Consider the following 12,976-nt stretch of genomic DNA (forward strand, 5'->3'; position numbering starts at 1 on the left):
AAAAGGACCATCAATGTGTTGGGAGTGCCTAAATTGATGGAGTTGATGGGCTGAAAGGCCCTTTTTTTCTTCAAGTCCGCAAAAACAAATGCCCCGACAAGTCGGGGCATTTGTTTTTAGCCGGTGCAGGGTGCGTTTTCACACAGCCTGACCAGGCCGGGTTTATTTTTGCCTGCTGTTTTTACGCGGACGCTTGAGTTGCAAGCTGCGCATCTTTTGCGATCAGCAGATGGTTCAGGTCTTCGCCGGCATTGAGTGCCTCTATTTCGGCCAATAGATGCGGATGTTTATCCAGTAGACGCATCAATGTGAGCAGTGGCGCGGGCGGAAAGATCTCAGCCCTTTCGTAGCGGGAAAATGCGTTATGGCCGCGGCCGGTCAATAGCCTCACCGCGTCTTTCTGTGTCAGATGCAATTTGCGGCGAATTCGTTTCATTTCGGCGGCGATGATTGTCCTGGCATCCATTAACAACTTATCGCTGGCATCGGAATAACGCTCTGCGCTATCGGTGTCCGAATCGAATTCGACCTCGTGACAGGCCTGGCATTCCCAGCCTGCAATATCAGGGATATCCCGGATCATGCCGCGTGTGTTGATCGTGAAGTTGCGACCTTCGAAATGCTGCATTGCGTCATGGGTTCCGCAGCTCACGCATTGTTGGGTTTTCATAAGGTTTTCTCCTTGAAGGAGATTACGGGAGGACCACCGCCTGGGCGGTAAGTCACTTTGATGTAAATCTCCGTAGCGTAAATCTTGATCAGATAGACGTCCTGCCACACGCGGTGGTCTGAATAGGTCGTCATTGACTTGTACAACATTCGATTCTCAAGGGCGCAGACCGCGAGTCGCATCTGGCCGATGTTCAACTCAAGTTGTCGAGCCCCCTCCCGCGCGCTTGCGGTGAATGCTCTGCTACCCAACCTGATGACATCCGCCTTTATCACCGCCAAATCGTAATGAGGTGTGTACTTTTCCATAAGACACCTAAGGCTGAAATTACCCTCTAAGGGTAATTTTAACAATCGAAAATACTGCTCCGTTTCCCTGCCTGAAAACCCTAGTGCGTTGCCTTTGTAGGCAAGTCCGAATAGGCTGTAGGTAAATTCATCCTATGATTGGACGAAAGCGCAAACCTCATGACAGACATCTCCCCGCTGATCAAACGCTCCCTGGTCGACCAAGCCCTCGAGCAGCTGCGCCAGCGCATCACCCAAGGCACGTGGGCCATCGGCGAGCGCCTGCCCACCGAGCCTGAGCTGGCGGCGGAATTGGGCATCAGCCGCAATACCGTGCGCGAGGCCATGCGGGTGCTGGCATTCTCTGGATTGATCGAGGTCCGCCAGGGCGACGGCAGTTACCTGCGTTCGATGACGGACCCGCTGGGCGCCATGCGCGCGTTATCCCATTGCAGCCTGGAACAGGCGCAGGAGACGCGGCAGATCCTGGAAGTGGAGGCCATCGGTCTGGCCGTCCTGCGTCGCACCGAGCAAGACCTGCACCGGTTGCGCGAGGCGCTTGATGCCAGCGCCGCGCTGTATCACGGTGAGCTGGAGGCCTACATCAGCGCCGATCTGGTATTCCACCAACGGCTGGTGGACGCGGCGCACAACCCGGCGTTGAGCGAGTTGTACCGGTACTTTTCCAGCATCATCGGCGCGCAACTGCGCCAGACCCTGAACATCTCGCCGCGTCGCCAGGCGGTGTTCGACCTGCACACCGCCCTGCTTGATGCCGTAGCGCAGCAAGACCCGGAGCGCGCCAAATCCCTTTGCCGGCAGTTGATCAATGAACCCTGACGCCCCACGCACGCCTGAGTTGGAAGAATTGCTGATCGACGCCGAGGCCGACGACGATGCAGTCCAGCACAGCCCCCCGCCGACGAGCCGGCCATGGCTGTTGCTGCTGGGCCTGGTGCTGGTGGCGCTGAACCTGCGCCCGGCGCTGTCGAGCCTGTCGCCGCTGCTCAGTGAGGTCTCGGCCAGCCTGGGCTTGTCGGCGGCCAGGGCCGGTCTGCTGACCACCTTGCCGGTGCTGTGCCTGGGCCTGTTCGCGCCGCTGGCGCCGCTCCTTGCGCGGCGCTTCGGTGCCGAGCGGGTGGTGCTGGGGATCTTGTTGACGCTGGCCGGCGGTATTCTGCTGCGCAGTGCGTTCGGTGAGGTCGGGTTGTTTGTTGGCAGCCTGATCGCCGGGGCCAGCATCGGCATCATCGGCGTGTTGTTGCCCGGTATCGTCAAGCGCGACTTCGCCAGGCAGGCGGGCGCGATGACCGGGGTCTACACCATGGCGCTGTGTCTGGGCGCGGCGTTGGCGGCGGGGGCCTCGGTGCCTTTGAGCGACTCCTTCGGCAACCGTTGGAGCATCGGGTTGGGCTTCTGGATGGTGCCGGCGTTGCTGGCCGCGCTGTGCTGGTTGCCGCAAATCGGGCAGAAGCACGGCGCGCATCGCGTCGCCTACCGGGTGAAGGGCTTGCTGCGCGATCCGCTGGCCTGGCAAGTGACCTTGTACATGGGCCTGCAATCGTCCCTGGCCTACATCGTGTTCGGCTGGGTGCCGTCGATCCTCATCGACCGCGGCCTGAGCGCCACCGATGCCGGGCTGGCGCTGTCCGGTTCGATCATCGTGCAACTGCTCAGCGCCCTCACCGCGCCTTGGCTGGCCACGCGCGGCAAGGACCAGCGCCTGGCCATCGTGGTGGTGATGCTGCTGACCCTCGGCGGGCTGATGGGCTGCCTGTACGCGCCCCTCGACGGGCTGTGGGGCTGGGCGATTCTGCTGGGCCTGGGGCAGGGCGGTACGTTCAGCCTGGCGCTGACCTTGATCGTGCTGCGCTCGCGGGATGCCCACGTGGCCGCCAACCTGTCGAGCATGGCCCAGGGCTTCGGTTACACCCTGGCGTCCCTGGGCCCGCTCGCGGTGGGCCTGATTCACGACTGGACCGGCGGCTGGGCCGCCACCGGCTGGGTCTTCGCGGTGATCGGCCTGGGCGCCATCGTCGCCGGCCTCGGTGCGGGGCGCGCACGGTATGTCGAGGTCCGCAGCGAGAAAGTCTAGAGGTACTCCACCTCCAGCGTCGCCGAACCGTCCATGAGGATGTCGGTACTCAGGTCCAGGTTCTGTTTGGCGTTGATCACCGTCTCCAGGCTCAGCGTGCTGGTCAGGTTCTGGATCGCCATGGGGCCGGCAGTGCTGCCCGCGGTGTCGGTGAAGCCCAGCAGGCTCTTGGCGCCGATGTTGATCGGGTTGCGGTTGGCCGCGCGCCAGGCCACGCCGCCGGTGGTGGACTCGGTGCCGTGGACCTCGGCCACGCCACCCACCACGGTCTGCTGCGGATCGAACGTCAGCGAGTACACGCCGATCTTGTTCGCGCTGTTGTCCAGGCCCAACCCGTAATAAATTTCGCTGTTGACGTGGGCCGAGCCGTCGCGGTTGTCGTGCATGCGCAAGGCATAACGCACCGGGCCGTTGCAGATCACCGTCAGGTTCAGGGACTTGACCGGCAGCCGCGTGCCGGTCGTGAGGTTGAGGTCTTGCTGGGCGATCTTGCCGAAATCCACCACGCCGTTGGCCGACAGGCTTGGCGCGCAGGACACCGGGATGATCCGGCCGTTGACGTTCAGGTCGACGGGGGCGGCGGCCTGCGCCGGTTGGCTGAACAACAGGGGCACGAGGATCAGGTAGCGAGCAATCATGGGAGGCTCCGAGGGGCTTAGAAGTAGGTGATTTCCAGGGTCGCCGAACCGTCGAGCCGCACTTCGCTGCGCAGGTCCAGGCTGTCGAGCGGCGCGATGAAGGCTTTCAGGCTGAGTAATGCGCTGAGGTTTTGCAGGGCATTCGGGCCTTCGGTGCTGCCGGCCGTGGCGGTAAACCCGAGGAGGCTGCGCGCGCCCAAGGGGATCGCGCTGGCGCTGGCGCTGCTCCAGGCGGCGCCGCCCGTGGTCGAGTCGGTGCGATACAGCTGGGGCAGGTTGTCGGCGCTGGCCCGGGCCGGGTCGACCAGCAGGTAATAACGGCCGACTTTCTGCCCGCGTGCATCCAGGCCCAGGCCGTAGGCGGTTTCATCAATGCCGCCGGTGGCTGAGCCGGCGCGGTTGTCGTGCATGACCAGGGCAAACGGAGTCGGGCCGTCACAGCTGACCGTGAGGCTCAGCGCGCGGGCGGGCAGGGCGGTGTCTTTGTCGCGGTGCAAGTCGCTGACCGACAACTTGCCGAAGTCCACCGTGCCGTTGTTGGCCAGGGTCGGCGTGCAGGCCGTCGGTGCGAAGCGCGCTTGCAGCTGCAATTCCCGTGAACGCCCGGAGGTGGGCGCGTCCACCTGCGCCGAGGCTTCCCAGGTTTCGGCATCGCGCACGCGGATCGCTTCGTCCCGCGCCCACGCACTCACCTGCAGTTGCGCGGCAAAACTGCGCCCGGTGGCGGGCTGGCCGTCGTGCAGCGGGACGATGCCGTGGTCGGCGCGCCAGGCCAGGCTCGTGCCGATTTGCGCGGGCGCCTGGCCTGGGCCGGCGAGCAAGCCGAGTTGCACCGCGTGGCCATCGAGCACCGCGTCATGCACTTGCACGCGGTAACTGCCGCCGTCGCCCAAGCGCAAGCGCTCGGTGCCGGCAGCCAGGGCGCGGTAGAACAGGCTCATGTCGCCCGGTTGCGGGCAGTTCAAGGTCAAGGACAGGCGCCGTTCGCCGAGCAGGTGTTCCGCTGCCGGTGCTGACGCGACGGCGCGGTTCATCAGGCCAAAATCCAAGCGCGATTCGCTCAGGTCCAGGCGGCAGTCGTCCTCGGCCAGGGCCGTGCCGGCGAACAGCAGCAGGGCTGCCAGGCTGTGTTGAAGCTTCATATTGGGGTCCTCAAGGTCGCTGGCAGCGGGCCGGTGCGGTTTCGAAATACACGTGGGGGTCGGCCTTGGCCGGCAGTTCAAAGCGCAAGTGGCAGCGCGGCTGGTCAGGGGCCTTGATCCATAGCGGGCGGGTGTCGAGCACGTCGGGCAAGAACACTTGGTTGCCTTCCTGGACCAGGGTGATGAACTCGCCGTCCTCCGTGGTCACGGTCGAGCCGCGTGGCATCGGGGTGTCCAGGGTCAACAGCGCACGCCGGGTGAGCGACACGCCGAACTCGATGCGGTCCACCGCGCCGCGGCCTGCCGATACCACCGCAAGCCCGTTGTGGATGTCGGCATTGCGCGGCAGCGAACGGGTGTGGACTTCCAGCGGGCTGCGCCCATAGGCGCTGAGCTGAGGCGCCACGGCCTGGCCTTGCCAGTCGGTCCACACCGGGCCGCTGGGGGTGTTGACCTTGATCCCGGGCATGTCGCCCACCGCCAGTACGGCAAAGGTGTCGCGCACCGGGTAGGGCGAGAACGTCAACCCGTCGGCGTGCAGCACCATCCCGCCGCGTGCGCCGCCCTGGTAGCTGGAGCGCTCGGCGTCAGCGCGCGTGTAGTTGAAATCCAGCTGGCTGTAGAACGGCAGGGCCGACACGCCCAGGGACGATTCGACTTCGCGGTCGCGGGTGTCATGTTCGACGCCGACGCGATACGCCAAGTGGTCGTTGATCTGCTCGTTGAGCCCCATCCCGGTGCGGTGCTCGCCGCCGGAATTGCGCACCCAGGCGCGGCCACGGCGGCTTTCGCCGAGGGGCAGGCTGACCGTCAGGTACAGGCTGTCGTCGTTGTAACGACGCCCGCCCATGTGCCATTCGGCGGTGGTGGAAATCGACATACCGGCGACCTGCGTACCCCAGGAGGCGAGGGCGCGGCTGCTGCTGTCGCCCTGGAACGAGGACGAACGGGAAACCCCCGCGCTGAAGGCGCCCAGCCACGGGTGCGACCACGAGCTGGTGGCGCTCTGCTGGTCGCGGTAACGCGCGCGTTGCTGCTCGCGGGTGTCGGCGATGTAGGTCGATTCGGTGAGGTCGCGGTAGCCCTGGGTGCGCCAGGAATTGGCTGCCGTGAAGGCCCAGCGCTCACTGAGTTTGTGCGACCACGACAGGTCGGTCTGCACCCCGCGTTCCTGGGTGCGCCGCGAGGCTTCGGAGGCGACCACGGCCACTTGCACCTGACTGTCCGGCAGCGGCAACAGGCCCAGGCTCAGGCCCGCCGAGCGATAATCCGCGGCCGCCAACAGCCCGCTGCCGAAGCTGACCTGCGGATGCGGCGCGGCGCTCCAGCCGGCGCTCAGCACCCAGGGTTCGGCGCCCGGGCCGTCGCCGATATTGCGCACCCGCCCGGCCGCCACCGAGTAACCGGGCGCGGGCAGCCCCAGGCCGAGCATGGCGGCGGGCACGGTAAAGCGCCGTTCCTCGCCGGTGCTTTCCTTGACGGTGACTTCGACGTCGGAGCGCCCGTTGAGGCGTGGCACATTGCTCAAGCTGAACGGGCCGGCGGGCACCACTGTGGAGTGAATCAACGCGCCGTTCTGGCGCACTTCCACCTGCGCCGGGCCGTTGGCGATGCCGTTGATGGTCGCGCCCTGGTTCTGATCCTGCAGGGCCTGTTCGGTGAGCACCTGCACGCCGGTGATTGGCGCACCCGCGAGCACCGGGTTGTAGAGGTTGATCTGCCCGGCCTGCAACACCGCCTGGTGGCTGGCGAAGGTGCGCTGGGCGTAGGCGTCCAGATGGGTGGTGCTTGAGCGGCTGTCCTGCCAGGTCTGTACCTGGCGGCTGCGCACGATCCAGTCGCCGGCATTGAAGCCGACCTCGGTATTGGCCGAGCCAAAGCGGCTGGAATCGTTGCGGTAATGGTTGTACAGGCCGCTCACGTCGTAGTTGAGCAGCGCCGCGAAACCGCCGGTCTGATAGCCGGAAATGTCCTGAGTGACCGGGCGCAGCGCCTGGGTGGGCACCACCAGGTTCAGGCTCAGGTTGGCCGGGTCGTGCTCGACCACGGTCTGTGGGTATTGTTCGAGAAAGGCATAACAACTGCTTTCTTCTGCCGGGCCCGAAGACGGCGTCACCAACTGCGCGGCGTCCAGCAGCGGCGGGTCGAAGCATGTGGCGCCGTGCTGATCCACGCTGACATCGACGCGCCCGCGCCGCTGGCCGTTGACCGTCAGGTTGAGCGCATGGCGCCCCTGGGTAAAACGCGGGGTCTGCATCAGCAGGCTGGCGAGTTCGGGATCGATGCCACGCTGGAGCAGGGTCTGTGGATCAAACGAACCTGTCGACGACTGCTCTGCCCATGCCAGGTTCGTCAGCAACCCCTGACTGAGCGTCAGCACCAGTAATGCCAGGCGCGGTGAAACGCCGGGCACGGCTTTGCCGTCACGGTAATGGATGACTGTGTTCACACAAATGCACTCGGATGATGGAAGTCCCCGGCGTGATTCCCTATCGCGTCAGGTCTTCCCGGTGGCCTTCAGTGGGTGGCCACTTCGTGATAGTGGCGCCGTCGTGTCCCTGGGCGCCGTTGCATCACAGGCTTATGGGCGCGTCGTGGGGCGCGACCGCAAAGCCATACACCGTGGCCGGTTGCAGGCGCACGCTGGTGGCGCCGGCGCGGGCGCCGCTGGCGGTGACGGTCAGCGTTTCACCGGGCAGCACATAGGTGCGCGGCAGCATCGCCGAAACGTTGCCGGGCAGCAGTTGCAGCTCCTGGGCCAGGCGCACCACATACGGGGACGGGTTGTGGACGCTGAGCTGGTCGGCTTTCAAGGTCCATTGCAGGCCCAGCCACGGCGTGCGATTCGGCGCCAGCCCCTTGGGATGAATGATCACCGGCAGGTTCTGCCGCACGGTCACGCCCACTTGCGCGCGCCCGAGCTGGGCCGGGTCGCGCTGGGCGGGCATGCCCTCGAAAATCACCCGTTTGAGGCGCTGGGTTTGCAGCGGCGCCTGGGTTTGCAGGATGAAGCGCACCAACTGGCTCTTGGACGCCTCGACGCGGGTCAGGGGTGGAGTCACGAACAGCAGCGTGTCGCTGTCCTCGGGGATGTTTTCGAGGGTGACGTGCAGCAAGGCCATTTTGGTGTCGGTGTTGGTGACCGAGACCGTGGCCTCGCCATCGGCCTCGTTGACGATCACCACCGAGGTGTCCGGGACCATGCCGTCGGCACGCGCGACGGTTGCACCGAGGACGGCCAGTGCCACGCAGCAGAGACGCGGCAGCCAGCGCCAAACGGAAAAAAACGAGTTCATAACAGGGCTCTTCTATACAGGGCGCTTCAAATGGGCCGACATGCGCGCGGTGGGTGACCGGGGCGCCGACGGCACGGTGTCAGAGGTAACGCAGGTCCAGCGTGATCGAGCCATCGAGGGGCACCTCTTCGTGGAGCGTCAAGGTGTTGGCCGGGCTGATCGAGGTGTCGACCCGCAGGGACGCCACCAATTGCCGGATCGGCGCGGGCAGCGTATCGCCGGCCCGGGCAAAGCCCATCAACAGACGCGGGTACATGTTAGGTTCGGGTTTCCAGCTAGCCCCCTGGTCGGATGAGGTCAGGGTTTGCATCGGCTGCGAATCGCCTACCGGGCCGCGCAACGACAGGCTGACCGACCCGAGGCGTTCGTCGGGGGCATGGGGGTTCATGCCCAGCCCATAAAAATAATCCGGCGCCAGCGATGACTCGCGCTTGTTGTCGATGCCCACCAGGGCGAACAACACCAGGCCTTCGCAACTGATGCTCAAGCCCATCTGCTGGTTCGGCAGCACGGTGAACTCACTCGGATGCAACGTCGTCGCCAGGATCTTGTCGTGGTCGACAAGGCCGTTGTCCGACAGCGATACGCTGCACGCGCTGGGGGTGATTCGCCCGTTGACGTCCAACTCCACGCTCGAGAGCGCGAAGGCCAAGGGCGCCGCCGCCAACAGAAGGGTGAGGGCCGGCAAGCGAGTAAGCAGGTTCATGGCTTGAGTTACCTGGTGTTGAACGGGTGGTACGGGCATCGGGCAAGGCGGTGGCGTTACAGGTAGAGGACTTCGACCGTGACCGAACCGTCGATCACCGTGTCTTCGGTAATCGTCAGGCCCTGGGCCGGCAGGATGAATGGCTTGACCGAGAGCGCCACCTGCGTGTTCTGGGCCGGCACAGGCACCCGCGCCGCGCCGATCTCTTGGATCGAGATCCATTGATTGGTTTGCCAGCCCATGTCTGGCCGCATAGAGTTCCAGGTGGTGCCGTTGTCCGACGACCGGATCATCCCGACGGGCGTGTTATCGGCGACGCCCTGGTCGAGGAACATGAGGTAGCCGCCAATACGCTGACCGGCACTGGTCTTACCGATGCCATATTCGATGATGCTGTTTGCCGAGTCGGTGCGGTTGTCGGTGGCCGTCAGGGCAAACAGGGTCGAGGCTTCGCAGTCGATGCCCATTTGCAGGGTGACCGGGGTGAGTTGGGTCCGGGTGTCCAGGTTAAGGTCCTTGACCGAGACCCGGCCGACGTCGATGGTCTCGGCCGACAGGCTCGGCATGCACGCCGAGGGCACAATCAGGCCCTTGACGGTCAGGTCAACGGTGGAGGCGGCGAGCACCGGGAAAGCGCAGCCGATCAGTACGCCGGTAACGCTGGTACGCAGTAGCTTTTTCATGACGGGTGAAGCTCCAGGGATGGATAGGAATACAGGGGTCCAGGGGGACAGGGGGTTACGCTGTTACAGGTACTTCATCTCAAGAGTCGTGTGCCCGTCGACGAGGACTTCGTCGGTGAGGGTCAGGCCATCGGCACGGGCAATTCGGGTGTAGAGCACAATGTCTGCTTCGAAGATCGTCACGGCCATTGGCTGAGTGGGGTTGTCCATTGCGGCAACCGCGAGCAGGTTGAGGTGGCCCAACTGCGTACCGGGGGTCCACGTGGTGCCGCCATCCAGCGACACGATGGTTCGCACGGCCATGGTGTCCGCCATGGGGTTGCTCAAACTCAGCGAAACGCTGCCCAGTTTCTCGTCGTTGGGGGTCGTGCCCAGGCCGTGGTGGTTGGGGATCACCGATGTGCCGTGGCGGTTGTCGATGGTGGTCATGGCGAAGAGCGTCGAGCCTTCGCACCGCACGTTCAGGTGCAGGGTGTTGCGCGGCAGCAACGTGTCTCGGTCTTGGTTGAGGTCGCGCACGGTCACCTTTCCGTGGTCGATGGTGCCGCCCTCAGCCAAGCCCGGCGTGCAGGCTTTGGGCGTAATTACGCCGCTCACGCTCAGCTCGGCCTGGCTGCTGGCTAAAGCGCTGGGCACGTTCGCCAGCAGCAGACTCGCCAACAATGCGGGGAAATATTTATCCATGAAATGAACAACCTCTCTGGGCAATGCCCTGCGTGGATGATGAGTTACAGGTACTTGACCTCGATCGTGGCGGAGCCGTCGATCAGCACTTCGTTGCTCAAGTCCAGGCTGTTGGCGGCGGCGATCTGGGTGTCGATCACCAGCTCGCTGATCACGTTTTTGATCGGGATCGGCTTGGGATCCTGACCGTTCGACCTGTCGCCAAACGCCGCCATGTACGGGTTTTGCCAAACCACATCGTCAATGGCTTGCCAGCTCACGCCATCTAATGACTCGATGGGCTCGACGGCGACGTTGTCGGCCACCGGATTTCTCAGGGAGAGCCAGAACGTGCCGATTTTCTGCAGGTTGTTGATCAGGCCCAGGCCGTAGCCGAAGCCGTAGATTGACGACCCGGCGCGGTTGTCGGTGGTGCGCAACGCAAACAGGGTTGCGGCCTCGCAGTCCACATTGAGTTGCAGCCTGGCGGTGGGCAGGCTGGTCGGGCTGTCGAGGTTGAGGTCTTTTACCGAGACCTTACCGTGATCCACCACACCACTGGCGGACAACGTCGGTGTACAGGCGCTTGGGGTAATCACGCCTTTGACGGTCAATTCCACGGTACTGGCGGCGAAGGTCATGCCGCTGCCGACAAGGGCGATGACGGCGGTGAATGCGGCTAAGGGCTTTTTCATGTGATCGAGCTTCCGATGCAAAACTGATTGCCGAGGGGCAAGGGGGGACCCGTCGGTAACTAGGTGGCGACCGCCTGGAGTGGCCGGTCGCGTCCCGCTCTGGGGATGCCGGGCAATCTATCGGGGGGAGGGCGTCGGGCAAATACAACAAATACGACAATGGGCGGATGTCGCACACGCCCAATCGACTTGTCGGAACTCGTTTTTTTGTGTGTAGGAAATATAAGGGTTTCGTAGTTGTTGTATCGCGCAGGCGGCCTAATTCAAATAGCGTTCCGGCCGATACATCTTCACAGCACATTCGAACAGCCAGGCGTGTTGCGTGCCGTACCCGGTACCTATGTCGGCGGATGTTCTGTCGGCCATTGAGGTTGCCGATCCCCGCGCCGTGCGCTTATTGAATTTGAGGTAGTCATGTCATCAGGCCCTATCCCAGGCGACCGAGCAGGGGATGACCTGGCCGCACAGCCGGCGTCAACCCGGCATTGGCGTGAGCTCAAGGTGTTGTTGGTAGACGATCATCCCGCGTATTGCCTGCTGATGGGCGCGATGCTGGAGCGGTTGGGGCTGGCATTTGCAGTGTGCGCGCACGGCCAGGCTGCCCTGGCGATTCTGGACGTCAGCCGCGCCGACCTGATTTTCAGCGACTGCCAAATGCCGGTGATGGATGGCTATGCCATGACCCGCGAGCTGCGCCGCCGCGAACTGCGCGACGGCGCGGAGCGCGTGCCGGTCATCGCGTTCACCGGCAAGCTGGGCGCGCGCGAAATCCAGCAGTGCCAGGCTGCGGGCGTGGATGCCTGGCTGGCCAAACCGGTGACCTTTCAACAACTGCGCCAAGTCCTCGGCGACTGGCTGCCCGGCCCGCGTATCAGCGAGACCGCGCAGCCGGTCACGGCGGTAGAGGGGCGCTGGCCGAGTCGCGGCCGGCTGGGGCAACTGTTCGGCTGCAGCGAGGCGCTGCCCGGCATTCTGGCGAGCCTGGTGTATGAGGCCGAGCTCGATCTGCATGCACTGGCCCAGGCCACCGACGGCCTGCAAGCGCAGGCCACGGTCGAGCATTTGCACCGCTTGATCGGCAGCGTGGCGTTCTTCGGCGCCACACCGCTGGAAATGCGCGGTCATCAGTTGATCGAGGCGATCAACCGCGACGGCGTGGCCATGCACCTTCAGCGCTTGCTCGCCTTGCGCAGCGACTTGATGGGGTATCTGAAATATTTGTCGCTATTAGGAAAAGGATGACAGCTAAGACCGATGGCTTCTGTAGGTCTTCAGAGTGGGCAATTTCCTTTTTTTCTGTGGGGTAAAATTCTGCTCCCAAGGATTGCTGGGCTATCTGCCATTACGGCGTTTGGGGGCGGTTGTTGCCGATCCGATCCGGGAGTATTTTGCGCGGATTCAAGTTGCCATCATGGTGGTGCTCATGCTTCGCGTAATTATTGCTGACGATCATCCCATCGTGCGTATCGGGCAGAAAGTGGTGATAGAAGCCAATGGCCGGTGCAAAGTTGTCGCCGAGGCCGACGGCCCGGATCAGTTGCTGGCGCTGGTGGACAGCACCCCGTGCGATATCCTGGTGACGGACTTCGCCATGCCGGGTAACCAGCAAGCCGACGGCTATGGCTTGCTCGGCCTGATGCGGCGCCGGCACCCGGACTTGCCGGTGATTCTGGTGACCATGTTTGCCAATGTCGCCACGTTGCGCGAATCGTTTGCCCAGGGCGCGCGGGCGATCCTGGCCAAAAGTGCGTCGGCCCGCGAACTGCCCCTGGCGATTGCCGCCGTCAGTGAAGGGCGCACCTTCGTCAGCGAGTGTCTGCGCGCACAACTGGCGGAGGCCGGGACGGGCAATCAGCAAGCCGTGCCGCAGTTGTCCGGCAAAGAGCGCGAAGTGGTGCGGATGCTCGCCAGCGGCATGACCGTCAGCCAGATCGCGGCGCGGGTCAACCGCAGCATCTCGACCATCAGCAAGCAGAAAAGCACCGCGATGACCCGGCTGTGCATCTCCACCGATGTGGATTTGTTCGCTTATGCGCGTGCGGCGGGCATGGTGCCGTAGAAAGTTGCAGTTTCATGACGGTGCTAGAGTGAGTCAGGCAGT

The 12,976-nt window shown here is 64.0% G+C and carries 14 protein-coding genes; 4 read left to right on the forward strand and 10 right to left on the reverse strand.

From position 1 onward, the window contains the following. Positions 1-181: 181 nt before the first annotated feature. Positions 182-670, reverse strand: coding sequence for a type II toxin-antitoxin system MqsA family antitoxin (locus tag AC07W0_RS27485; RefSeq protein ID WP_046384619.1), 489 nt, complete (start codon positions 668-670; stop codon positions 182-184). Then, positions 667-978, reverse strand: a complete 312-nt coding sequence (locus tag AC07W0_RS27490) for a type II toxin-antitoxin system MqsR family toxin (protein ID WP_046488644.1) — start codon at positions 976-978, stop codon at positions 667-669. Before AC07W0_RS27490 ends, AC07W0_RS27485 begins: the two co-directional genes overlap by 4 nt. A gap of 159 nt (positions 979-1,137) precedes the next feature. Here AC07W0_RS27490 and AC07W0_RS27495 point away from each other — a divergent pair, with 159 nt between their 5' ends. Both AC07W0_RS27495 and AC07W0_RS27500 read left to right on the forward strand, forming a co-directional pair. Then, entirely contained in the window at positions 1,138-1,797 is a 660-nt protein-coding gene (locus tag AC07W0_RS27495; RefSeq protein ID WP_017848655.1) for a FadR/GntR family transcriptional regulator, read from the forward strand. Next, the gene (locus AC07W0_RS27500; protein WP_102618654.1) at positions 1,787-3,052 is read left to right on the forward strand and encodes a CynX/NimT family MFS transporter; all 1,266 of its coding nucleotides are present in this window, start codon (positions 1,787-1,789) and stop codon (positions 3,050-3,052) included. The genes AC07W0_RS27495 and AC07W0_RS27500 overlap by 11 nt, the downstream gene beginning before the upstream one ends. Here the strand turns inward: AC07W0_RS27500 and AC07W0_RS27505 are convergent. The 8 genes from AC07W0_RS27505 to AC07W0_RS27540 form a co-directional block, all read right to left on the reverse strand. Then, entirely contained in the window at positions 3,049-3,690 is a 642-nt protein-coding gene (locus tag AC07W0_RS27505) for a DUF1120 domain-containing protein (RefSeq protein WP_017848657.1), read from the reverse strand. The genes AC07W0_RS27500 and AC07W0_RS27505 overlap by 4 nt on opposite strands. A 17-nt stretch (positions 3,691-3,707) precedes the next feature. Then, the gene (locus AC07W0_RS27510) at positions 3,708-4,832 is read right to left on the reverse strand and encodes a DUF1120 domain-containing protein (RefSeq protein WP_102618655.1); all 1,125 of its coding nucleotides are present in this window, start codon (positions 4,830-4,832) and stop codon (positions 3,708-3,710) included. A gap of 10 nt (positions 4,833-4,842) precedes the next feature. Beyond that, positions 4,843-7,281, reverse strand: coding sequence for a fimbria/pilus outer membrane usher protein (locus AC07W0_RS27515; RefSeq protein WP_102618656.1), 2,439 nt, complete (start codon positions 7,279-7,281; stop codon positions 4,843-4,845). Between the two features lie 124 nt (positions 7,282-7,405). After that, positions 7,406-8,128: a fimbria/pilus chaperone family protein gene (locus tag AC07W0_RS27520; RefSeq protein ID WP_495029345.1), complete on the reverse strand. Its 723-nt coding sequence runs from the start codon at positions 8,126-8,128 to the stop codon at positions 7,406-7,408. Positions 8,129-8,207: 79 nt separating this feature from the next. Next, on the reverse strand, positions 8,208-8,834 hold the full coding sequence (locus AC07W0_RS27525; RefSeq protein WP_017848661.1) for a DUF1120 domain-containing protein: 627 nt from the start codon (positions 8,832-8,834) through the stop codon (positions 8,208-8,210). 56 nt (positions 8,835-8,890) lie between these two features. Then, positions 8,891-9,517 (reverse strand): DUF1120 domain-containing protein, encoded by a 627-nt coding sequence (locus AC07W0_RS27530; protein WP_046488637.1) that lies wholly within the window; start codon positions 9,515-9,517, stop codon positions 8,891-8,893. Between the two features lie 63 nt (positions 9,518-9,580). After that, positions 9,581-10,201, reverse strand: coding sequence for a DUF1120 domain-containing protein (locus AC07W0_RS27535; RefSeq protein WP_102618658.1), 621 nt, complete (start codon positions 10,199-10,201; stop codon positions 9,581-9,583). Between the two features lie 44 nt (positions 10,202-10,245). Continuing rightward, positions 10,246-10,875: a DUF1120 domain-containing protein gene (locus AC07W0_RS27540; protein WP_017848664.1), complete on the reverse strand. Its 630-nt coding sequence runs from the start codon at positions 10,873-10,875 to the stop codon at positions 10,246-10,248. 414 nt (positions 10,876-11,289) lie between these two features. Between AC07W0_RS27540 and AC07W0_RS27545 the strand changes: the two genes are divergently transcribed. Both AC07W0_RS27545 and AC07W0_RS27550 read left to right on the forward strand, forming a co-directional pair. After that, positions 11,290-12,117, forward strand: a complete 828-nt coding sequence (locus AC07W0_RS27545; protein ID WP_082107800.1) for a response regulator — start codon at positions 11,290-11,292, stop codon at positions 12,115-12,117. A gap of 181 nt (positions 12,118-12,298) precedes the next feature. After that, positions 12,299-12,934 (forward strand): response regulator, encoded by a 636-nt coding sequence (locus AC07W0_RS27550; RefSeq protein WP_026140231.1) that lies wholly within the window; start codon positions 12,299-12,301, stop codon positions 12,932-12,934. Positions 12,935-12,976: the final 42 nt, after the last annotated feature.

Source organism: Pseudomonas sp. GW704-F2 (assembly GCF_059423025.1).

What these genes read in the sequence shown, in the direction of transcription:
- AC07W0_RS27485 (WP_046384619.1), bottom strand. Translation starts at nt 670, where the DNA reads ATGAAAACCCAACAATGCGTGAGCTGCGGAACCCATGACGCAATGCAG.
- AC07W0_RS27545 (WP_082107800.1), top strand. Translation starts at nt 11,290, where the DNA reads ATGTCATCAGGCCCTATCCCAGGCGACCGAGCAGGGGATGACCTGGCC.
- AC07W0_RS27540 (WP_017848664.1), bottom strand. Translation starts at nt 10,875, where the DNA reads ATGAAAAAGCCCTTAGCCGCATTCACCGCCGTCATCGCCCTTGTCGGC.
- AC07W0_RS27550 (WP_026140231.1), top strand. Translation starts at nt 12,299, where the DNA reads ATGCTTCGCGTAATTATTGCTGACGATCATCCCATCGTGCGTATCGGG.
- AC07W0_RS27535 (WP_102618658.1), bottom strand. Translation starts at nt 10,201, where the DNA reads ATGGATAAATATTTCCCCGCATTGTTGGCGAGTCTGCTGCTGGCGAAC.
- AC07W0_RS27490 (WP_046488644.1), bottom strand. Translation starts at nt 978, where the DNA reads ATGGAAAAGTACACACCTCATTACGATTTGGCGGTGATAAAGGCGGAT.
- AC07W0_RS27520 (WP_495029345.1), bottom strand. Translation starts at nt 8,128, where the DNA reads ATGAACTCGTTTTTTTCCGTTTGGCGCTGGCTGCCGCGTCTCTGCTGC.
- AC07W0_RS27530 (WP_046488637.1), bottom strand. Translation starts at nt 9,517, where the DNA reads ATGAAAAAGCTACTGCGTACCAGCGTTACCGGCGTACTGATCGGCTGC.
- AC07W0_RS27500 (WP_102618654.1), top strand. Translation starts at nt 1,787, where the DNA reads ATGAACCCTGACGCCCCACGCACGCCTGAGTTGGAAGAATTGCTGATC.
- AC07W0_RS27510 (WP_102618655.1), bottom strand. Translation starts at nt 4,832, where the DNA reads ATGAAGCTTCAACACAGCCTGGCAGCCCTGCTGCTGTTCGCCGGCACG.
- AC07W0_RS27525 (WP_017848661.1), bottom strand. Translation starts at nt 8,834, where the DNA reads ATGAACCTGCTTACTCGCTTGCCGGCCCTCACCCTTCTGTTGGCGGCG.
- AC07W0_RS27495 (WP_017848655.1), top strand. Translation starts at nt 1,138, where the DNA reads ATGACAGACATCTCCCCGCTGATCAAACGCTCCCTGGTCGACCAAGCC.
- AC07W0_RS27505 (WP_017848657.1), bottom strand. Translation starts at nt 3,690, where the DNA reads ATGATTGCTCGCTACCTGATCCTCGTGCCCCTGTTGTTCAGCCAACCG.